The sequence below is a fragment of the Nocardioides anomalus genome, from assembly GCF_011046535.1.
Taxonomy (GTDB): Bacteria; Actinomycetota; Actinomycetes; order Propionibacteriales; family Nocardioidaceae; genus Nocardioides; species Nocardioides anomalus.
Genome location: NZ_CP049257.1, coordinates 4,064,996 through 4,085,545 on the forward strand (window position 1 = coordinate 4,064,996; position 20,550 = coordinate 4,085,545).

Annotated in this window: 21 protein-coding genes and 1 pseudogene; 4 read left to right on the plus strand and 18 right to left on the minus strand. The window is 73.9% G+C overall.

The annotated features are described in order from the left end of the window. Window positions 1-4: 4 nt before the first annotated feature. Window positions 5-334: pseudogene (locus G5V58_RS26775) on the plus strand (glycosyltransferase family 2 protein); the annotation flags it as partial. Between the two features lie 1,316 nt (window positions 335-1,650). Here G5V58_RS26775 and G5V58_RS20280 read toward each other — a convergent pair. The 3 genes from G5V58_RS20280 to G5V58_RS20290 all read right to left on the minus strand — a co-directional run bounded on the left by G5V58_RS20280 (window position 1,651) and on the right by G5V58_RS20290 (window position 4,186). Then, on the minus strand, window positions 1,651-2,649 hold the full coding sequence (locus G5V58_RS20280) for an ABC transporter substrate-binding protein (protein ID WP_165236707.1): 999 nt from the start codon (window positions 2,647-2,649) through the stop codon (window positions 1,651-1,653). Window positions 2,650-2,720: 71 nt separating this feature from the next. Beyond that, entirely contained in the window at window positions 2,721-3,494 is a 774-nt protein-coding gene (locus G5V58_RS20285) for an ABC transporter permease (protein ID WP_165236709.1), read from the minus strand. Next, window positions 3,491-4,186 (minus strand): ABC transporter permease, encoded by a 696-nt coding sequence (locus G5V58_RS20290; protein WP_165236711.1) that lies wholly within the window; start codon window positions 4,184-4,186, stop codon window positions 3,491-3,493. Before G5V58_RS20290 ends, G5V58_RS20285 begins: the two co-directional genes overlap by 4 nt. Before the next feature lie 57 nt (window positions 4,187-4,243). Here G5V58_RS20290 and G5V58_RS20295 point away from each other — a divergent pair, with 57 nt between their 5' ends. Then, entirely contained in the window at window positions 4,244-5,206 is a 963-nt protein-coding gene (locus G5V58_RS20295; protein ID WP_165236713.1) for an ABC transporter ATP-binding protein, read from the plus strand. Here G5V58_RS20295 and G5V58_RS20300 read toward each other — a convergent pair. The 11 genes from G5V58_RS20300 to G5V58_RS20350 form a co-directional block, all read right to left on the minus strand. Continuing rightward, window positions 5,203-5,772: a DedA family protein gene (locus tag G5V58_RS20300; protein WP_165236715.1), complete on the minus strand. Its 570-nt coding sequence runs from the start codon at window positions 5,770-5,772 to the stop codon at window positions 5,203-5,205. The genes G5V58_RS20295 and G5V58_RS20300 overlap by 4 nt on opposite strands. Then, on the minus strand, window positions 5,769-6,512 hold the full coding sequence (locus G5V58_RS20305) for an MBL fold metallo-hydrolase (RefSeq protein ID WP_165236717.1): 744 nt from the start codon (window positions 6,510-6,512) through the stop codon (window positions 5,769-5,771). Before G5V58_RS20305 ends, G5V58_RS20300 begins: the two co-directional genes overlap by 4 nt. Next, entirely contained in the window at window positions 6,509-8,593 is a 2,085-nt protein-coding gene (locus G5V58_RS26455) for a phage holin family protein (RefSeq protein WP_165236719.1), read from the minus strand. Before G5V58_RS26455 ends, G5V58_RS20305 begins: the two co-directional genes overlap by 4 nt. Window positions 8,594-8,603: 10 nt before the next feature. Further along, window positions 8,604-9,947, minus strand: a complete 1,344-nt coding sequence (locus G5V58_RS20315) for a hypothetical protein (RefSeq protein WP_165236721.1) — start codon at window positions 9,945-9,947, stop codon at window positions 8,604-8,606. A gap of 48 nt (window positions 9,948-9,995) precedes the next feature. Further along, entirely contained in the window at window positions 9,996-11,051 is a 1,056-nt protein-coding gene (locus G5V58_RS20320; protein WP_230486792.1) for a GNAT family N-acetyltransferase, read from the minus strand. Between the two features lie 82 nt (window positions 11,052-11,133). Next, on the minus strand, window positions 11,134-11,664 hold the full coding sequence (locus tag G5V58_RS20325) for a hypothetical protein (protein ID WP_230486793.1): 531 nt from the start codon (window positions 11,662-11,664) through the stop codon (window positions 11,134-11,136). Between the two features lie 140 nt (window positions 11,665-11,804). Beyond that, complete coding sequence (locus G5V58_RS20330) at window positions 11,805-12,326, minus strand: DUF3180 domain-containing protein (protein WP_165236725.1); 522 nt, start codon at window positions 12,324-12,326, stop codon at window positions 11,805-11,807. Next, window positions 12,326-12,895, minus strand: coding sequence for a 2-amino-4-hydroxy-6-hydroxymethyldihydropteridine diphosphokinase (gene folK / locus G5V58_RS20335; RefSeq protein WP_165236727.1), 570 nt, complete (start codon window positions 12,893-12,895; stop codon window positions 12,326-12,328). Before folK ends, G5V58_RS20330 begins: the two co-directional genes overlap by 1 nt. Next, window positions 12,892-13,269, minus strand: a complete 378-nt coding sequence (gene folB, locus G5V58_RS20340; protein WP_165236729.1) for a dihydroneopterin aldolase — start codon at window positions 13,267-13,269, stop codon at window positions 12,892-12,894. The genes folK and folB overlap by 4 nt, the downstream gene beginning before the upstream one ends. Further along, on the minus strand, window positions 13,262-14,104 hold the full coding sequence (folP, locus tag G5V58_RS20345) for a dihydropteroate synthase (RefSeq protein WP_230486794.1): 843 nt from the start codon (window positions 14,102-14,104) through the stop codon (window positions 13,262-13,264). The genes folB and folP overlap by 8 nt, the downstream gene beginning before the upstream one ends. Then, window positions 14,104-14,742: a sulfotransferase family 2 domain-containing protein gene (locus tag G5V58_RS20350; RefSeq protein ID WP_165236731.1), complete on the minus strand. Its 639-nt coding sequence runs from the start codon at window positions 14,740-14,742 to the stop codon at window positions 14,104-14,106. The genes folP and G5V58_RS20350 overlap by 1 nt, the downstream gene beginning before the upstream one ends. A 31-nt stretch (window positions 14,743-14,773) precedes the next feature. On the opposite strand from G5V58_RS20350, the gene G5V58_RS20355 reads away from it, so the two are divergent. Beyond that, complete coding sequence (locus tag G5V58_RS20355; RefSeq protein ID WP_165236733.1) at window positions 14,774-15,634, plus strand: sulfotransferase; 861 nt, start codon at window positions 14,774-14,776, stop codon at window positions 15,632-15,634. Here the strand turns inward: G5V58_RS20355 and G5V58_RS20360 are convergent. Next, window positions 15,559-16,620 carry a sulfotransferase family protein gene (locus G5V58_RS20360; RefSeq protein WP_165236735.1) on the minus strand — a complete coding sequence of 354 codons (1,062 nt, stop codon included), beginning with the start codon at window positions 16,618-16,620 and terminating at the stop codon, window positions 15,559-15,561. The genes G5V58_RS20355 and G5V58_RS20360 overlap by 76 nt on opposite strands. Before the next feature lie 25 nt (window positions 16,621-16,645). On the opposite strand from G5V58_RS20360, the gene G5V58_RS20365 reads away from it, so the two are divergent. Next, window positions 16,646-17,284 (plus strand): hypothetical protein, encoded by a 639-nt coding sequence (locus G5V58_RS20365; RefSeq protein WP_165236737.1) that lies wholly within the window; start codon window positions 16,646-16,648, stop codon window positions 17,282-17,284. Here the strand turns inward: G5V58_RS20365 and G5V58_RS20370 are convergent. The 3 genes from G5V58_RS20370 to ftsH all read right to left on the minus strand — a co-directional run bounded on the left by G5V58_RS20370 (window position 17,272) and on the right by ftsH (window position 20,487). After that, the gene (locus G5V58_RS20370; RefSeq protein ID WP_165236739.1) at window positions 17,272-17,700 is read right to left on the minus strand and encodes a globin domain-containing protein; all 429 of its coding nucleotides are present in this window, start codon (window positions 17,698-17,700) and stop codon (window positions 17,272-17,274) included. The genes G5V58_RS20365 and G5V58_RS20370 overlap by 13 nt on opposite strands. 64 nt (window positions 17,701-17,764) lie before the next feature. After that, window positions 17,765-18,346: a GTP cyclohydrolase I FolE gene (gene folE / locus G5V58_RS20375; RefSeq protein ID WP_268991278.1), complete on the minus strand. Its 582-nt coding sequence runs from the start codon at window positions 18,344-18,346 to the stop codon at window positions 17,765-17,767. Between the two features lie 29 nt (window positions 18,347-18,375). Beyond that, window positions 18,376-20,487, minus strand: coding sequence for an ATP-dependent zinc metalloprotease FtsH (ftsH, locus tag G5V58_RS20380; protein ID WP_165236743.1), 2,112 nt, complete (start codon window positions 20,485-20,487; stop codon window positions 18,376-18,378). Window positions 20,488-20,550 lie beyond the last annotated feature (63 nt).

Here is a 20,550-nt window from a genome sequence, read left to right on the forward strand (position 1 = left end):
GGCCATGCCGTTTCGCCGACGCCCGCTGCTGAGCGTGGTGGTGCCGGCGTACGACGTGGCGGCGTACCTCCCGGAGTGCCTGGACTCGGTCCTGGCCCAGGAGGGTCCCCTCGAGGTGGTCGTCGTCGACGACGGCTCGAGGGACCAGACGGGCGACGTGGCCGAGGCGTACGCCGCGCGCGAGGCGCGGGTGCGCGTCGTCCACACCGAGAACCGCGGCCTGGGCGCGGCCCGCAACGAGGGGCTGCGGCACGTGACCGGCGACCTGCTGGCCTTCGCCGACTCCGACGACGTGGTGCCGCCCGGCGCCTACGCGGCCCTGCGCTCGGCGCTGGGCCGGGGGACGGCGTTCGCGGTGGGCTCGGTGGCGCGCCTGGAGGACGGCGGGCTCGCCGAGCTGCCGTGGATGGCGCGGCTGCACCGGGAGCGGCGGACGGTGGGGATCGACGAGCACCCCGAGCTGCTCGGGGACGTGTTCGCCTGGAACAAGCTGTTCCGGATGGACTTCTGGCGCTCGGCCGGGCTGTCGTGGCCCGAGAAGACCCGCTACGAGGACCAGCCGACCACCACCGAGGCGTACCTCCGCGCGCGCCGGTTCGCGGTCCTGCCCGAGGTGGTCTACCACTGGCGGATCCGCTCGGACGGCTCCTCGATCACCCAGCAGCGCTCGTCGCTGGAGGACCTGCGCGACCGGTTCGCGACCAAGCGGGCCTCGCTGGTCTCCGTCGTCGGCCACGGCGTGCCGGGCACGACCGAGGTCTTCGTGGACCGGGTGCTGGCCGGCGACCTGCACCGCTACTTCGCCGAGCTTCCCGGCTGCTCCGACGAGTGGTGGGCGCTGCTGCGCTCCGGGATCGTCGAGCTCTGGGGCACCCGCTCGCTGACCCGCTCCGGACTGCTGCCCGCCGACCGGCTGATCGGCTGGCTGGTGGAGCAGGACCGCCGCGCGGAGGCCGAGGCCGTGGCCGCGCTGCCGCGGCCGCTGCCGCGCACGGAAGACGGCACCCAGCTGGCGCCCCCCGCCCGACGTGCTCGACGTGGCCACCGTCGCGCCCGAGGCGCTGGAGGTCCGGGCCGCAGAGCGCTAGAGGCGGGGCATCGCGCGGCCGGCGTGCAGGTACGCCGCGCCGTCCGTGTCATCGCCGACGAACGCCACCGTGCCGGCCCGCCCGCCGTCCGCGCTCACCGCCTGGAGCCGCTCGCCCTCGAGGCGGCGCAGCTCGACGGTCGTCGGGGCGACATCGACGCCGGCGCTCTCGAGCTGCTCGGCGCCCTCCACCGACACCGGCTCGGGCAGCGGCGGCTCCGGCGGGGCGACGTCGGCGTACGCCGCCAGCAGCTCGGCGCCCAGCGTGGTCAGCAGCGCGAGCATCGCCCCACCGTTGGCCACGAGCGCGACCGACAGCCGGCAGTCCGGTGCGCCTCGCGACGTGGCGGCGGCGCAGTCGCGACCGCTCCGCCCGGGGGTCGAGCAGCGGCCGTTCGGGTCGGTCGGGCCGAGGCACCGGACGAGAGCGAGGAGCCCGAGGACGTGGCCAAGCAGGTCCGCACCGACCACGGACTGCTCGGTGCGGCACCTGGCCGCGCGCACGCGCGGAGGGGCGCCACCGTCCGGTGGCGCCCCTCGCCTGCGGGTGGATCAGGTGGTGCTCAGAGCAGCCCGTTGTCGGTGAGGAACTGCTTCGCGACGTCCTCGGGCTTCTCGCGGTCGACGGCGATCTTGCCGTTGAGCTCGGTGAGGTTCTCCGTGGTCAGCGCCGCCATCAGCGGGTTGAGGATGTCGGCGACGTCCGGGTGGGCGGTGAGGAACTCGGTGGAGACGGCCGGCACGAGGTTCTGGGCCGGCTGGATCTGCTTGTCGTCGTCGAGGATCACCAGGCCCTGGGACTCCAGGGTGCCGTCGGTGGTGGAGGTCTCGCCCAGCTCGGACTCGCCGGAGATCACCGACTGGTAGGTCTGGTCGCTGGCGTAGCCGAGCGGCAGCACCTCGGTGATGTCGATGCCGTACTGGTCGGACAGGCCGCCCTCGCAGTCCAGGCGCCCCTCGCAGTCGGGGGCGGCGGCGAGCTTGACGCTCTTGCCCTCGAGGTCGGAGAGCTTGGTGACGCCGTTCTCGTCGGAGTAGTCCTGGGTCACCATGAACGCGTTGGTGTCGGTGGCCTCGGACACGGGGAGCAGGGTGATGCCCGCGGCGTCGAGGAGCTGCTTGCCGTCCTCGGCCAGCTGGGTCCCGTCGCCGGCCTCGAAGGGCGTGGCGTTGTCGCCGTTGGCCTGGGAGTTGAGGAAGTTGACGATGCCGCCGACGTACTCCGGGACGATGTCCACGCCGCCGGGGAAGTCGGCCATGTAGCCGTCCCGGCTGTCGACCAGCTTGGTGGTGACGTCGTAGCCGGCCTTGGTGAGCAGCTGCTCGTACATCGAGGCGACCAGGGTGGCCTCGGGGAAGTTCTGGCCGGCGAGCGTGATGGGGCCGCCGGCGGAGGTCGAGGCGGACTCCGAGGTGGAGGCCGAGGTGGACGTGGACGCGGTGGCGGACGAGTCGCTGCCGGAGCTGTCCGAGCCCGAGTCGAGGTCGTCGCCGGCGCAGCCGACGGCGAGGAAGAGGGTGCCGACGGAGAGCACCGCCGCGAGCTGTCGTCTGATCGACATGGTGTTCCTTCTGTGTCCCCTGGGTCTGTCCCAGGCGTGTCCGGATGAGGCAGCCGGGTGGTGCGCGAACCTCACTGAGCGCCGACGGTGTCGGCGCTGGGCTCAACCGTAGGCGACGTCACCGACATTCCCGGCCCGCCGGGGGTCCGGCCGGCCCTGGCCCCCCGCATGGGGTCGGCCAGGCGCTGCAGGGTGGCGGCGATCAGCTCGAGGACCAGGGCCACCAGGCCGACCACGATGGCGCCGGCGATGCCCTTGCCGTAGTTGGTGCGGAAGAAGCCGTCGGTGATGACCCGGCCGAGGCCGGGACCGGCCACGAGGGCGGCGATGGTGGCGGTGGCCCAGACCTGCACGAGCGCGAGGCGTACGCCGGACATCACCAGCGGCAGGGCGAGCGGCAGCTCCACCCGGAGGAACTTCTGGAGCCCGGTCATGCCCATGCCGTCGGCGGCCTGCTTGACCTCGGCCGGGACCTCGCGGACCGCGACGTAGGAGTTGGTGATCAGCGGCGGCAGCGCGAACAGGGCGAGCGCGAAGAGCGTGGCCAGCCCGGCCCGGCCGAAGGGACCGAGCACGCCGGTGCCGGGGAAGTCCGCGGTCACGAACAGCGCCAGCAGCGCGAAGGTCGGGACCGCGCGTCCGATGTTGGAGATGTTGATGGCCAGGAAGCCGCCGCGGCCGAGGTGGCCGAGCCACAGCGCGATCGGCAGCCCGATGACCAGGGCGATGGCCAGCGCGGTCACGGTCAGCAGCAGCTGCTGCAGGAGCAGGTGCAGCATGCCGGCGTCGCCGGTCCAGTTGGCCGAGGTCGTGAGGTAGGTCCAGGCGTCGGAGAGGACGGTCATGCCCGCACTCCCCTCGTCCACGGCGTGAGCAGCCGTTGGGCCAGCACGATGATCACGTCGAGCGCCACGGCCAGCACCACGCAGAGCACCGCGGCGGTGAAGAGCTCGGCGCGGAAGTTGGTCTGCACGCCGTCCTTGATGAGGTTGCCGAGCCCGCCGTAGGCGACCAGCGAGCCGATGGTCGTCAGCGCCACGGTGGAGACCGTGGCCACCCGCAGGCCGGCCATGATCACCGGCAGCGCCAGCGGCAGCTCGACGCGGAACAGCAGCCGCCCGGCGCCGTACCCCAAGCCGGTCGCGGACTCCACGACCTCCTCCGGCACGGCGCGCAGCCCCTCGAGCACGGAGCGGACCAGGATGGTCAGCGCGTAGAGGGCCAGCGCGATCACCACCGTGGTCTTCGACAGCCCGGTGAACGGCACCATCAGCGGCAGCAGGGCCAGCGACGGGATCGTGTAGATGCCCGTCGCGATGCCCAGGATGGTCGACTCCAGAGGGTGGAACCGGCGGGCCGCGAGAGCGAGCGGGAAGGCGATGAGGATGCCGAGGAGGACGGCCAGCGCGGTGATCTCGAGGTGCTCGAGCGTCGCGTGCTGCAGCTCCTCGCGGCGGTCCGTGACGTACTGTCCACAGATCCACTCGTTCGTCAGTCGGCTGTAGCACGTCGGGCCGTCAGCAGAGGCTCCGAGCACCGCCCCTGAAGGTAGGGTCACCGCATGGACAATACCGATCGGACTACCGGACAAACCATGATCCGGCTCTCCGGTGTCGGCAAGACCTACGACGACGGCACCGTCGCGGTGCAGGAGCTGGACCTCGACGTCAGCGCCGGCGAGCTCGTCGTCCTGGTCGGTCCCTCCGGCTGCGGCAAGTCCACCACGCTCAAGATGATCAACCGGCTCATCGAGCCGACGACCGGCACGATCGAGATCGACGGGCGCGACGTGACCGGCGAGGACCCGGTCAAGCTGCGGCGCGGTATCGGCTACGTCATCCAGCAGATCGGGCTGTTCCCGCACCAGAAGATCGTCACCAACGTGATGACCGTGCCCCTGCTGTACGGCGAGTCGAAGGCCACCGCCCGCCAGCGCGCCCTCGAGCTGCTCGACACCGTGGGCCTGGACCACGAGACGTACGGCGACCGCTACCCGCACCAGCTCTCCGGCGGCCAGCAGCAGCGCGTCGGCGTGGCCCGCGCCCTGGCCGCCAACCCGCCGGTGCTGCTGATGGACGAGCCGTTCGGCGCCGTCGACCCGGTGGTGCGGGTGCGGCTGCAGGACGAGTTCCTGCGGTTGCAGCGCGAGCTGGGCAAGACCGTCGTGATGGTCACCCACGACATCGACGAGGCCGTGCGGATGGGCGACCGGGTCGCGGTCTTCGCCGTCGGTGGCCGGCTGGCGCAGTTCGGCACGCCCGCCGAGCTGCTCGCGCACCCCGCCGACGCGTTCGTCGAGGACTTCGTGGGCGCGACCAAGGGCCTGCGCCGGCTCACCGTCACCCAGATCGACCGCAGCCACCTCGAGCCGGTCGACGGTGTCGCCACCGGCGACCTCGGCGACACCATCGGCCTCGACGCCACCCTGGAGGAGGCGCTCGCGGTGATCCTGCGCAGCGACAAGGGCATGGTCGGGGTCCGCGACGGCGCGCAGTTCGTCGGCGTCCTCACCCCGAACGGCATCCACAAGGCCCTGCGGGCCGCGCTGACCGCCTAGCCCCGCAGCCGGCGCACCAGCCCGGGGCCGACCGAGAGCACGACGGCGGTGACCATGACCACCACGATCGCGGTGGTGTCGTCGTCGAAGACGGAGTCGCCGAGGACGCCGACGGCGCTGTAGAGCAGCGACCAGAGCAGGCACGAGGCGATGGCCGCCGTCACGAACTTCAGCCACGGGTAGCCGGTCAGCGAGGCCACGAGCAGCACCGGGATCCGCCCCGCCGGCACCAGCCGCGAGACGACGAGGGTGCGCAGCTCGTGGGACTCGATGCCCTCGCGCAGGCGGGTCAGCCCGTTCTCCTCGTCGCCCTCCTGGAGCCAGCCCAGCCGGCGGGCGAGCGGCGTCCCGGCGGCGCTGAGCGCGCCGTAGGTGACCAGGTCGCCGGCGTAGGCCCCGGCCGCGCCGATGAGCACCACGAGGGCGATCTCCAGCGGCTCCTCCAGGCCGGCGAGGACGGCGGCGCCGGACACCGCGGCGCCGGTCGGGACCACGGGGATGATCGAGCCGAAGGCCACGATCCCCCAGAGCACCAGCAGCGTGGCCGGCGTGATGTCGTCGATCACCGCTCCACCCGCTCCCCCGGTACGGCGACGACCGCCTCGGTGCCCGAGCCCTCGAGGGCCGTGGCGAACCGCGACCCCGGCGTGGTGAACAGCCGGTGGTGGTTGGCCCGCGCCACGCGCTGCAGCCCGACCGGCCAGAACGTCCCCCAGTGCACCGGGACCGCCCAGCTCGCCCCGACCCGGGCGACCGCCTCGGCGGCCTGGGTCGGGTCCATGTGCCCGTCGCCGAGGGTCGGCCCCCAGCCACCGACCGGGACCAGGGCCAGGTCCACCGGGTCCACGTCGTGCATGTCGCCGCGCAGCTCGGTGTCGCCGGGGTACCACCACGTGCCGCCCGCGGCAGAGACGCGGAAGCCCAGCGCGGGCGGTGCGTCCCGGGCGAGCGGGTGCCGCCGGCCGTCGTGGGACGCGGCCAGGACCTCCACGCGCACGCCGGCGCGCTCGACCACGTCGCCGGGCCCGACCGGCACCACCCGGTCCCGACCCAGCCCCGCGACGTACCGCTCCCCGCCGCGCGGCACCACGATCGGCACCGCGTCCCCGAAGCGGGCCAGCGAGGGCAGGTGGCAGTGGTCGTGGTGCAGGTGCGAGACGAGGACCAGGTCGGCGTCGACCGCGGCCGCCGGCGGGGAGGCGGTGTGGCGGACCAGGTGGAAGAGCCGGTCGGTGAGCAGCGGGTCGACGGCGACCCGGCCCACCGTGGCCGAGGCGTGCCCCCACCACGTGACGTCGAGGCTCACCGCAGCCCCAGCTCCTCGAGCCGGCCGACCAGCGCCGCGTGCACCTGCCGGCCCGAGAGGTCGCCGGTGGGCAGCGCGGACCAGCCGACCGGGTGGAGCACGAACGCGTCGGCCTGCCAGCCACCGATCCCGCCGTGGGAGCCGACCAGCTCCTCGAAGGCCACCACCTCGCCCAGGCTCGGGTCGTAGCGCCCGAAGGCCACCAGGTCCCCGACGTGGTCCTTGCCGTCCAGGGCGAGCAGGTCGCCGAGCACCTCCGGGCCGTGCGCCGCGAGCGGGTCGTCGCCGTCGCCGCCGACGCGGTCCGGCCCGCGGTAGGCCCGCCAGCCGCCGGCGGCGTCGAGGACCAGGCACCCGTCGGCGCGACGGGTGAGCACCAGCCCGACGTGCTCCTGCTCGGCCAGGCCGCGGACCAGGCGCGGGTGCAGGGCGTCGAGGCGCTCCCGACTCATCCGCCCGGGCTCGTCGGGGCAGTAGACGTGGGCCAGGCTGCCGGAGACGGCCACGACCAGCCCGGCCTCGCGCGGCGTCTGCGGCGCCGGCTCCTCGGTGCGGCCCGCGGCCAGCCGGCGCACGCCCCGCACCACCATCCGGGCGGGTCCGGTGAGCGCGCTCAGCAGCAGCTGCACCGGCACCCAGGCCTCGTCGTGCGGCTCGCGCTCGGGCTCGGCCGGGGCGGAGGCCGTGGTCGGCGTCGCGGACAGGTCGGCGACCACGTCGCGCAGGGTGCGGCCGGTGAGCTGGAGGAAGGTCGAGCCCTGGGCCTGGCCGTGGTCGGAGACGACGACGATCTCGTAGCGGCGCCCGACCTCGCGGGCCAGCTGGTCGAGCACGCCCAGGACGCGGTCCATGTTCTCCAGCGTGCGCAGCGACTCCGGTCGCGACGGCCCGGCGTGGTGGGCCACCTCGTCGTAGTCCACGAAGTCGACGTAGACCACCGGCGCGCCGCGGGTCAGCTGCTCGGCCACCACGGCGACGTTCAGGTCGCGGAGCACGACGGTGGTCAGCCCGCGCAGGAACAGGAAGGCCCCGCCGCGGCGGATCCGCGGGACGACGCCGCGGATGCGCTGGCGGCGGGCCTGGTACCACTCGATGACCACCTGACCGACGAAGAGGGCCACGGAGCGCAGGAAGCCGAAGCGCAGCGACGCGAACGACGCCGAGCCGGGGTCGGTGCCGGGGAGCTTGGCGTGACTGACCGTGAGCACCCGATCCGGGGCGTCGCCGGAGAACAGGTTGCTGACGCTCGCGCCGCCGTGGGCCAGCAGGCCGTGGCCGTCCGAGAGCTCCTTCTCGATCTCGGCCGCGTCCGCGGGTCGGCTGGCCGCCAGCAGCCGCCCGCGCTCCTTGTCGTACCACCGGAAGCCGGGCACCGCGGTGTCGTTGCCGTGCAGCAGCACGGCCTGGCCCGCGGGCGTGGTCGCGGGGATGCCGGTGTGCCAGCGCCGCAGCCGGTGCGAGCCCTGGCGGACCCAGCGCGAGACCGTCGGCACGGCCCCGGACGTGATGGCCTGGCGCAGCAGCGGCTCGCTGACGCCGTCGAGCTGGACCACGAGCAGCCCGGGGCCGTCCGCCCCGGCCTGCGGGGTGGCCCGCACCGCGCGGCCCAGGACCTGGCCGAGGAAGACCTGGTCGCTGGAGGTGTCGACCAGCCAGTTGAAGACGGCCGCGGCCACCGCCGCCGCCCAGCTGGCCAGCACCACCTCGCCGAGCGAGAACGGCTCGACCGTCGGCACCGCGGACAGGGCCAGGCCCAGCACCACGGCCTGGGCCAGGAGGCCGAAGAACAGCAGCCCGACCACGCCGGTGATGACGGTGAGCCGGGTGATGAGCGGGCGCAGCAGCGCGCCGATGCCCAGCACGAAGAGGGCCAGGTTGGCCACCGAGTAGGCGCCCTCGGTGACCTGGGTGCCGGGCAGCAGCTGGAGGCTGACGGTGAGCGCGACGAACGAGGTCAGGAACGAGCGCACCACCCCGCGCAGCCACGCCCACGACGGCCGCCACGACCCGAGCAGCGACAGGCCGATGCGCGTCTGGCGCGCGACCGGGCGACTGCTGCGTCGCACCGCCCCCTCGCTCACGGGGTCCAGGCTAGGAGGCCGGTTCGCGGCGTCGGCGGATCGCCCGCGTCGTGCGGACCGACAGCAGCACCGCGAACAGGGCGCCCAGGACCGAGCCCACGATGGTGACCAGCCTGACCACGGCACCGGTGTCGGCCGAGCCCTGGGCGAACTGCGCCACCGCGACCACGCTGGCGACCAGGCTGAACGCCGTGAAGACGTAGATCATGAAGTTGACCCGGGCCGCGCGTCCGTTGGAGATCTGCGAGAGCACCTCGGCGTACGCGCGGGTGAGCACCGTCAGCTTCTGGTCGACCGCCGCGATCCGGTAGGGCAGGTCCCACGCCGCCGCGAGGGCGTGCCAGGCCCGCAGGTCGCGGGCGCCCGAGGCGACGTTGAGGGAGTCGAGGCGCGACCTCAGCAGGCTGACCCGCGTCGACACGTCGTGCAGGACCTCCGCACGGGTCTGGAGCTCGGCCAGGGCCTGGGTCTCGAGGTTGGCCTCCAGCCTCAGCTGGAGGGCCAGCAGGACGCGGTCCAGTCGCCAGAACAGGGTCCACCAGGAGTCCTGGCGGCGAGGCGCCCGCGCCAGGAAGTCCCCGTCCGCCCACCGCTCCGGCGTCGAGCAGACGACGGAGGCGTGCACCCCGGCGGCCAGGGTGTGGTCCCGCAGCTCCAGCACCTCGGCGTCGTTGGGGCACACGACGGCGGCGACCGACCGGGCCAGCGCCGGGTGGTCCGCCCCGGTCAGGGTCAGCACGTGCCACAGCCAGAGCACCTCACCCACGGGTGGCAGGACCGCGACCGACTCGAGGTCCAGACCGTGGGAGAGGTCGAGCCGGGCCGGGTCGTCGTGCAGCGCGTCGGCGCACGCGTGGGCCACGAGCGGGGCGAGCTCGGCGACTGCGACCGTGCTCGCCGTCGTGAGGGCGGCGAGGACCGCGTCGAGGGCGGGGACGGCCACCGCCGCGTCGACGTGCGGCTCCCAGCGGAGCACGAGCATCCCGACGCCGTAGTCGTGGACGTCGCACTCGACCGAGCGCAGGGTCCAGCCCTCCGGGCTCGCGCTCGGGTCCGCCTGGTCCAGGAGCCAGCCGGGGTCGACCGTCGCCAGGGTGCGCGGGACCACCTCGGTCCCGTGCTCGGAGCCGCTCACCGCGTAGAACAAACCGCCGCCGGTCTGCGCGGCGGCGTGGCTCGAGCGCATCGGGACCGTCGACGACCGGGCCAGCCGACCGCCCGGTCCCTCGTCGGTCGGGTCCAGCAGGGACGTCGCGACGTCGACCTCGACGCCGGTGAGGAAGGTCGCGCCCATCTCGACCGAGCGGAGGGCGCCACCCTCCACCGTGACCGCAGGCGCCTGCACCGAGCTCATCGATCTCCCCGTTCCCCGTACGGCCGCCCCGGGCCGCGCGCGGACAGGCTACGGCCCGGTGGGTGCTCGGCCCGGGACGGGCACGTCGCGGTGCCACGACTGGGTGACGTACGACGTCTCCCAGCCCATCGATCGGTAGAGCCGGTCCGCGCCGGTCGGGCTGTCCGCATCGACCTCGAGGCCGACGGCGTCGCGGCCGCGGGCCGCCGCGTCGGCGATGACCGTGCGCAGCAGCCCCTTGGCCACGCCGCGCCCGCGGGCGCGCTCGACGACGCCGACGTAGGCGACGTACGACGAGGAGCCGGACTCGGTGCCGACCAGCGCGCCGGCGGGCTCGCCGTCGACCGTGGCGATCCACCAGTGGTCCCAGCGGTGGCCCGGGTCCTCGCGGAGCCGGAAGAGGAACTCGTCGAAGGTCTCCGGCTTGGAGTTGAAGTGGTCGGTGAACGCCGTCTCCAGGACGTCGTGGACCGCGCGCAGGTCGTCCTCACCATCGACCAGGCGCACGACGACGCCGTCGCGCTCCCAGCGGGCGGGGTCGTCGACCAGGGTGCGCTCGTCGGGGGTGACCGGCCGCGTCATCTGCCACCAGGTGCGGACCCGGCGGAAGCCGCTCGCCGCCAGCCACCGCTGCTGCCGCTCGTCGTCGGCGTAGGCGCCGGTGTCGATCTGCTGGGTGGTCAGCCCGCGCGCGGAGCCGACCTCGCGGGCCTGGCCGACGGCCCAGGCGACCAGCACGTCGGAGCAGCAGCGGGCGGGCGTCTCGTCGAGGGTGCGGTCCACGACGTGCACGAACAGCATCCGGCCGCTGGCGCGGTCGTGCACGCTGCCCCAGGCGCGGATGGTCCCGGCGTCGTCGCGGACCACGACGTTCTCGCGGGTGCGCAGCCCGTGGTCGGAGACCTCGACCAGGACGTCCTGCTTGCCGGCTCCGGCCCACCCGCGGCCCTCGCGCTCGTGGGCGCGCAGCAGCTCGGTCAGCCGGCGCACGTCGTCGAGGTCGTCGGGGTCGGGCGTCCCGACCGTCCAGCCGTCCGGCAGCCGGCCCTGGGCGTCGACCAGCTCGTCGGGGTCCGGCTCGAAGCGGCTCTCCTCGGGGATCACGACCCGCCATCATGCCGCGCCGGACGCAGCCGACCCGCCCGGGAGGCCTCGGGCGGGTCGGTCCGTGTGGTGCGTGTCGCCCTCAGGCGTGGCGGCGCTGGTGCTCCGCGGCGTGCCAGGCGGCGGTGACGGTGTCCAGCTCCGCGCGCAGGGCCAGCACCTCCTGCTCGAGCTCGACGACGCGCAGCTGGGCCGCGGCGGCGCGCTCCTCGGCCTCGCCGACACGGGCCTGCAGGCCCGCGGCCCGACGGCCCTCGGCGTTGCGCTTGCGGGTGGACGTCGCGGCACGGCGCTGCGACAGCGACAGGGCGAGCTCGAGCTCGTCGAGCGCGTGCTCCTTCTCGGCGATCCGGGCCTGCACGTCGGCCAGGTGCGTCGCGTGCTCGGCCGAGCGCTCGTCGGCCAGGACGTTGTACGCCGCCGCCTGGGTGGCACGGTCGCGGGCCGCCTCGACCCGTGACGCGACCAGCTCGGTGTGGGTGATGCGGGTGGCCGCGGCGCCGAGGAGCACACCGAGCCCGGCAGCGACCGTGACCACGAGCCACGACCCGCTGAAGGCGGCACCGGCGACGACCAGTGCGGCCAGCACGACCAAGCCCACGGCGGTCGTCACGCGGACGGACCGCTGACGCCTTCGTGTGACTCGTGTTGCAGATGGGGAAGCCATGGTCGCAGGCTAGGGCCCCGCGACGCGCGCGCCGGCGCGACACGCACGCGGGGGCCGCCCAGGCTCAGGCTGCGGCCCGCGCGGGCTCAGCGCTGGTCGCGGTCGGACCGCACGCGGCAGGCCCGCTCGAGCAGCAGCGCGCCGACGACCATGCCGACGCCGGCCAGCACCGCGACGACCGAGCGCAGGATGCGCTGCCCGGCCAGCTCGGCCGGGTCGCCGATCCAGGCCACGGCGTAGCCGGCGTACCCGCCGGCCACCAGGGCTCCGACCAGTGCCCCGGCCCGGGCCAGGACCAGCCTGTTGACGGCGCGGTGCGGCTCGAGGCGCTCGCGGCGCACCTGGACGGCGCGGTAGGTCTGCCACCAGGTCATGAGCAGCACGGCGGCGACCAGCCACAGCGCGGCCGGCTGGGCCCAGGACACGACGGGGGCGGTGCCGTTGACGCTCTCGGCAATGCGCTTCCACAGCCAGCCGAGCACGAGCCCGCCGAGCGCCCAGGCCGTGACCACGGCGTACGACGTCGGCTGGAGCCGCCCCTGCGGATCCGGCTCGTCCTGGTCGTCGTCGGGGCCGGGCCCGAGGTGGGGATCGACGTCCCGGGTCACTACTCGAGCTCGAGGACGAGGTCGTCGCGGCGCTTGATGCCGTCCTCGCCGACGGCGGCCAGCAGGTCGGCCACGGGACCGCGGTCGGGGAACTCCGCCTGCGGGTCCAGGTCGAGCCAGGGCCGCAGCACGAAGGCGCGCTCGGTGGCGCGCGGGTGCGGCAGCCGCAGGTGCTCGTCGTCGGCGCGGCGGTCGCCCACCACGATCAGGTCGACGTCGAGGGTGCGCGGGGCGTTCTTGACCTCGCTGCGCTCGCGGTCGAAGGCGTCCTCGATGGCCAGGGCGCGGTCCAGCAGCCGGTTGGCGGCCAGCGTGGTGTCGGCCAGCACGATCGCGTTGAGGTACTGCTCGGAGCCCTCCGGCGCGTCCACCGGGTCGGTCTCGTAGACCGGCGAGACGCCGGTGACCCACACGTCGGGGGTGTCGGCCAGCGCGCGCACGGCGCCCTGGAGGTAGTCGATCCGCTCGCCCAGGTTGGAGCCGAGTGCCAGGACCGCCCGCCGGATCGGCCGCATCTCCCCCGTGAGGGTGTCGGCGTCGATGATGTTCGGGTTCGGCGTCTCGGTCACGGGCTGCCTTCCTCGCCCCTGCTGCGGGCGATGGTCAGCGCGACGTCCCAGAACGTCGCGGTGATGGGTGCATCCGGTTTGTGGACCGTGACGCGCACCCATTCAACACGGGAGTCCAAGAGGCAGACGTCCGCGATCCGCTGGGCCAGCGTCTCGATCAGGTCGACCGGATCGGTCTCGACGGCGGCTTTCACCGACATGGCGAGACTTCCGTAGTCCACGGTCGCTGACAAGTCGTCGGAGGCGGCCGCGGGACGGGTGTCGACGCCCAGGACGAGGTCGACGACGAACTTCTGGCCGTCGCGCCGCTCGTGCTCGAAGACGCCGTGGTGACCCCAGCACTCCAGCCCGGTCAGGGCCAGCTCGTCAACCATCCGCGCGCCCTTCCCGAGCCGTCTCCAGCGCCGCCAGGACCCGCAGCGCGTCGCGGGTGGAGCGTACGTGGTGGACGCGGACGCCCCAGACGCCCGCCTGGGCCAGGACGACGCTCAGCGCGGTGGTGGCGTCCTCGCGCTCGTCGACGGCCCGCGGGGTGCCGTCGGCGTCGGCCAGGAGCCGCCCGAGGAAGGACTTGCGGCTGGCCCCCACCAGCAGCGGGTGGCCCAACGCCTGCAGCGGCCCCAGGTCGGCCAGCAGCTCCCAGTTGTGCCGGCCGCGCTTGGCGAAGCCCAGCCCGGGGTCCAGCACCAGCCGCTCCGGGGCGATCCCCGCGGCCAGCGCGGCCTCGACCCGCTGGGCCAGCTCGTCGCGCACGGCCGCCACCACGCCGCCCGGACCGTCGTACGTCGCGAAGTCGGCCATGTGGTCGGCGTGCGCGCGCCAGTGCATGGCGACGTACGTCGCGCCGGCGTCGGCCGCGACGCGCAGGATCCCGGGGTCGGCCAGCCCGCCGGAGACGTCGTTGACGATCGTCGCCCCCGCCGCCAGCGCCGCCGCGGCGACCTCGTGGCGCATGGTGTCGACCGAGACCACGGCCCCGTCCCCGGCCAGCGCGCTGATGACCGGCACCACCCGTCCGAGCTCCTCCTCGACCAGCGGCCGGGTCGCCCCCGGCCGGGTCGACTCACCGCCCACGTCGAGGATGTCGGCGCCCTCGGCCAGCAGGCGCCGACCGTGGGCGATCGCCGAGGCCTCGTCGGCGTGCTGGCCGCCGTCGCTGAAGGAGTCGGGGGTGACGTTGACCACGCCCATCACCAGCGGGAGGGCCATCAGAAGTCGTACCCGTAGGCGTCGAGGTCGGCGGCGAACAGCTCGGCCACCCGGTCGCGCATGGCGGGGGTGTACTGCTCGCGGTAGGGCGGGCGCTGCGCCGCGCCCGGGTCCGCGTTGCGGCGGGGCTCCTCCGGCGGCGCCTCGATGCCGAGGTGCTCGCACGCCGTGCGGAAGTCGGCGCCGAAGCTCTCGGTGCGGCCGGTGAAGTCGGCCTCGCGCTCCCCCGCCCGCAGGTAGTCGCGCTGGGGCGTGCGCAGGCGCGCGAACCGGTCCGGACCCTCGAGGACGAACCGCTCGAACGTCTCCAGCTCCAGCGTCCCGCGCCAGAACGCGTTGTTGGCGATGCGCCGGTCGGCCCACGCGTTGCCCCCGGCGCGCTGGTCCTCGCGGCGGCTGATCATCGACCACCACGACCACAGCCGGGCCCACGGGTTGCGGACGAAGCCGAAGGTCCAGTACGTCGCGAGGCCCGGGTCGTGGGCGAGGGCGTCGGTCAGGTGCGCGTGCTTGGCGCCGGGCAGGCCGGCCAGCTTCTCCGCACCGGGCAGCCGCTCCAGCAGCACCGACTGGACGCTGCTCCCACCGGTCTTCTGCACGTGCACGAACAGCACGCGCGCCGGGTGGGAGACGATCACCCACCGGACCCTAACGACTACGGTCGGCCCTGTGGAACGGACCTTCCTGCTCGGCGTGGGCGCCATGAAGGCGGGGACGACCTGGCTCCACGACCACCTGGCCGCCTCGCCGCAGTGCGATCCCGGGGTCCGCAAGGAGTACCACGTCTTCGACAGCCTCGACCTCGAGCAGGAGCGCTTCATGCTCGGCCGGGTCGTGGACCGGGCGCGGGCGTCGCTGGACGTGGTGGCCGAGGGGCGCCCGACCGACCCGACGTTCCTGCTCCAGACGGCGATGGTGGCCGACGAGCAGCTCTACTACGACCACTTCACCGCGCTGTTCGCCCGCGACCCGCGGACCCGGCTCACGATGGACATCACCCCGGCCTACGCCCTGCTGTCCGCGCAGCGGCTGGCCACGGTGCGCGCGGAGTTCGAGCGGCGCGGGGTGCGTGCGGTGGCCGCGTTCCTTCTCCGCGACCCGGTGGAGCGGATCTGGTCGCAGGTGCGGATGCAGAAGCGGCGCCGACCGGCGCAGAACCCCGAGCCCGCCGAGGAGCTGGTCGCGCAGCGCTTCGCCGACGCCTCCTACGCCGACCGCACGCGCTACGAGCACACCCTGACCGCCCTGGACGCGTCCTTCGCCGAGGCCTACGTCGGGTTCTACGAGGAGCTGTTCGACCCGGCGCGGTCCGGGCCCGAGCTGGGCCGGCTGAGCGCGCTGCTCGGGATCGAGCCCCACGCCCCCGACCTGGACGCGTCGTTCAACGTCTCCCCGCGCACCGCCGCGCTGCCCGAGGCCACCGTGCGCGCGGTGGCCGAGCACTTCCGGGCGACCTACGAGTCGGTGGCCGCGCGCTTCCCCGACCGCGACCTGCGCACGATCTGGCCGAGCAGCCGCTTCGTGCTCTGAGGCTCCTCCGGCTCTGAGAGCAGGGCCTCGGCGCGCCGGCGCCGGGCGCGCTCCTCGCGGAGGCGGCCCCGGATCTTGGCCGCGCCCGTCGCGGTGCCGCGGCGCTCGCGGTGCCGGGCCTCGTCCAGGCTGACCGCGACGGCCTCGGCGTAGCGCGCGTCGTACGCCGCGCGGGTGGCGTCCAGCGCCGTGCTGGCGGTCGGATCGTCGACCAGGGCCCCGAGCTGCTGCCAGGTGTCCTCGGCCTGCTCGCGCAGCCAGTCGGGCACGTCGAGGTCGGCCCAGGTCAGCTGGGAGCGGCGCATGCCCGGGTCCAGGAACTCGTCCAGACCGCGCTCCTCGGCGACCGGCAGGTCCAGCCCGAGCTGGTCGCTCACGTGCGTCAGCGCCGCGCGCCAGTCGTCGAGCAGGTCGTGGTAGCGCAGGAAGGCCCGCCGCGTGCCCCGGCTGCCGGCCTCGGTGACCAGGGCGACGTTGAGCCAGGCGGCGGTGTTGGAGGTCTCCTTGACCTTGCGCTCGGCCTCGGTGCGCCGGCCCTCGCCCCACGTCCGGTCCTGGGAGCCGACCACCTCGGCGGGGTGGCGCAGCGCGGTCAGGATCCGCAGGTCGCGGCCGGTGCGCTCCGCGGCGGCCCGCCAGGTCGGCAACAGCCAGGCGGCGTGCGGGTCCTTGACCACGATCCGGGGCTCGGCCTGCTCGGTCAGCCAGGCGGCGAGCTCACCCTCGAGGTCGTGCTGCGCGGCGTGCTGCTGGACGCGCTCGAGCGCCCGCGGGCTGCCGTCGCTGGGCCGGACCAGCGCGCCCCGCATCAGGCGCTTGTGGAACTCGATGACCCAGCGCGGCTCGAAGTGGCCCTTGGCGTTGCGCTCGGAGGCGGGGACCTCGGGCTGCGGCACGTGCCAGCCGAGCAGCTTGAGGCTGCCCGCCACGGAGCTGGTGCCGCTGCGCATCGAGCCGGTCACGAGGACCACGGTGTGCTCTGCCATCGCTCCGCACCTTACGGTTCGGGGCGTGATCAGCTCCCACGAGCGCGGCTTCGTGTTCGTGGCGACCCGGATGACCGCCGCCCCCGCGGTGGAGATCGCCCTGTCTCGCGTCTGCGGCCCCGACGACGTCATCACCCCGCTGCCCGAGCGCGACGAGGTGCTCCGTCGCGCCGCGGGCGGCCGCGGACCCCAGCACTTCCTCGACCCGCCCCACCTCGGGCGCCGCGCCGCCCTGCACATGCCGCTGAGCGCGGTGCACCGGATGCTCGGCCCGGACGAGCTGGAGCGGCGCTTCTGCTTCGCCGTGGACCGCAACCCGTGGGACGCGGTCGTGGCGCTCTACCACCGCCGCTACCGCGACACCGAGCCCGAGGACTTCGCCGAGTACGTCGCCTCCGACGCGGTCGTCGCCTTCGCCGCGCGCAACCACCGCGCCTACCGCCTGCGTGGCCGGGTCGCCGTGGACCGGGTGCTGCGCTACGAGTCCCTGGCCGCCGACCTGGCCGACGTGTGGCGTCACCTCGACCTGCCCGGCACGCCCGAGCTCCCCCGGGTCGCCGAGCGCACCCGGCCGTCGTACCGCTCCTACTACGACCAGGCCTCCCGCGACCGGGTGGCCGAGCTGTTCGCCGACCCGATCCGCGAGCTCGGCTACTCGTTCTGAACGACGGGGACGTCGAGCCCGTCCGGCACGTCGTCCGGTGCGGCGTAGTGGTGGTTGACGTGCTGGTTGGCCTCGCGGAACCACGTCACGAGCCGCTCGCGGTGCTCCTCGGGCACCCCGGTGTCGGCCAGGGAGTCCGCGAAGGCCTGCACCGCTCGCCGGTCCATCTCGTCGTGCTCGCCGTTGCCGCTGTGCAGGCGCACGACCTCGGACTCGCTGCCCATCGTCTCGCTGAACGTCGGCGGGCCGCCCAGCGCCTCGGCCCAGTACGCCGCGAGCCGCTCGGTGTGGTCGGCCCGGTAGCCGTGCTCGAAGGCGTGGCTGACCACCGGGTCCGCCAGCACCCGCTCGTGCCAGGCGTGCGCGAGCCTCAGCGCCCCGTCGTCGCCGCCGATGGCCTCGTAGAGCGTGCTCATGGCCCCCATCATGGCCGCCCGGGACCCCGATCGTCTTGGACGGACGGGAAGGACCCTCGAGGAGTCAGTGCGCGGCGGGCCGGTTGATGAACGCCATGGCCTCGGCGCGGGTGGTGGCGTTGGAGCGGAAGGAGCCGCGCACCGCCGAGGTGATCGTGCGCGCGCCGGCCTTCTTGACCCCGCGCATGGTCATGCAGAGGTGCTCGGCCTCGACGACCACGATGACGCCCCGGGCCTCGAGGATCTCCATGAGGGCGTCGGCGACCTGGGTCGTGAGCCGCTCCTGGACCTGGGGCCGCTTGGCGTAGACGTCGACCAGCCGGGCCAGCTTGGACAGGCCGGTGATCTTGCCGGTCTCGGCCGGGATGTAGCCGACGTGCGCGACGCCGGTGAACGGCACCAGGTGGTGCTCGCACATCGACCACAGCTCGATGTCGCGGACCAGGACCATCTCGTCGTGACCGAGGTCGAAGACGGTGGTCAGGACGTCCTCGGGGCTCTGGTGCAGGCCGGCGGTGAGCTCGGCGTACGCGCGGGCGACGCGGGCCGGGGTGCTCTTCAGGCCCTCGCGGTCGGGGTCCTCACCGATGGCGAAGAGCAGCTCGCGGACGGCGGCCTCGGCGCGCGCGTGGTCGAACGGCGGCACCTCGTCGGGCGACCGCAGGTCGTCCCGGGTCACGTCGGACCCACACCGCCGGAGCCGGGCGAGGGCGGGGTGGGCTGGTCGCCGCCGGGCAGCGGCGGGCCGCCGTGCACGTCGCCGCCGGCCCCGGGCGGGGTCACGACGACGCCGCCCTCCTCGGGGCCGGTGCCGTTGGTGCCGTGGCCGTTGAGGCCGTAGCCGTTGAGGCCGGCGGCCGCGCGGGCGCGGACCTCCTCGGGGATCTCGACGGCCGGGATGGTGGAGGGCCGGCGATCGGGCGAGCCCGTCCAGGCCGGGCGCTCGGGGCGGCGGCGCAGCGGCTCGAAGACCCGGGCGATCTGCTCCTTGTCGAGCGTCTCCTTGTCGAGCAGCTCCAGGACCAGCGAGTCGAGGACGTCGCGGTTCTCCTCGAGGATGTCGAAGGCCTCCTGGTGGGCGGTGGCGAGGAGCTTCTTGGTCTCCTCGTCGACGATCCCGGCCACCTCCTCGGAGTAGTCGCGCGAGTGGCCGAGGTCGCGGCCCAGGAACGGCTCGGAGTTGGAGCTGCCGAGCTTGATCGCGCCCAGGCGCTCGGTCATGCCGAACTGGGTGACCATCGCGCGGGCCACCGACGTGGCCTTCTCGATGTCGTTGCCGGCGCCGGTCGTCGGGTCGTGGAAGATCAGCTCCTCCGCGGCCCGGCCGCCCAGCATGTAGGCCAGCTGGTCGAGCATCTGCGAGCGCGGCTGGGAGTACTTGTCGCTGTCGGGCAGCACCATCGTGTAGCCCAGCGCGCGCCCGCGCGGCAGGATCGTCACCTTGTGCACCGGGTCGTTGCCCGGGAGCGCCGCCGCGACGAGGGCGTGGCCGCCCTCGTGGTAGGCGGTGATGAGCTTCTCCTTCTCGCTCATCAGGCGGGTGCGCCGCTGCGGTCCGGCGATCACGCGGTCGATGGCCTCGTCGAGGGTCTCCATCGTGATCATCTTCTGGTTGGTGCGGGCGGTGAGCAGCGCGGCCTCGTTGAGCACGTTGGCCAGGTCGGCGCCGCTGAAGCCCGGCGTACGGCGCGCGACCGCGGTCAGGTTGACGTCCGCGGCCAGCGGCTTGCCGCGGGAGTGGACCTTGAGGATCTGCTCGCGGCCGGCCAGGTCGGGAGCGTCGACCTGGATCTGGCGGTCGAAGCGGCCCGGGCGCAGCAGCGCGGGGTCGAGCACGTCGGGACGGTTGGTCGCGGCGATGAGGATGACGCCGCCGCGCACGTCGAAGCCGTCCATCTCGACCAGCAGCTGGTTGAGGGTCTGCTCGCGCTCGTCGTGACCGCCGCCCATGCCGGTGCCGCGGTGGCGACCGACGGCGTCGATCTCGTCGATGAAGACGATGGCCGGCGCGTTCTCCTTCGCCTGCTCGAACAGGTCGCGCACCCGCGAGGCGCCGACGCCGACGAACATCTCGACGAAGTCCGAGCCCGAGATCGAGTAGAACGGCACCCCGGCCTCACCGGCGACCGCGCGGGCCAGCAGGGTCTTGCCGGTGCCCGGCGCGCCGTACAGCAGCACGCCCTTGGGGATCTTGGCCCCCACGGCCTGGAACTTGGCCGGCTCCTGGAGGAACTCCTTGATCTCGCCGAGCTCCTCGATGGCCTCGTCGCAGCCGGCGACGTCGGCGAACGTCGTCTTCGGCATGTCCTTGGAGATCAGCTTGGCCTTGGACTTGGCGAACTGCATCACGCCGCGGCCGCCGCCGCCCTGCATGGAGTTCATCAGCCACAGGAACAGCACCACGAGCAGGATGATCGGCAGGAAGCTGAAGATGAACGAGCTGAGGATGCCCGGGCGCGACACCTCGACGCTGACCTTGTCGATCTCGCCGGCCTTGGCCTGGCGCTGCGCCGCGCGGAAGAGCTCGGCCTGGGTGCCGGTGAGGTACTTGGTCGTGACCTCCTTGCCGCCCTCGCGGTCCACGCTGTCGTCGAGGGTCGCCTTGATGACCTGGTCGCCGTCGACGAAGGTGATGTCCTTGACCTCGCCGTTGGCGATGTACTCGCTCATCTGCGACGCGCTGATCTCGTCGCCGCCGCCGGAGCTGATCAGGAACTGCATGGCGATCAGCACGCCGACCACCGCGACGATGATCCAGATCAAGGGACCCTTGAAGATGCGCTTCACGGACTTCTCTCAGTGACAGGGCGGGAAGGAGAGCCGACGGTACAGACCAGCGGCAACGTCCAG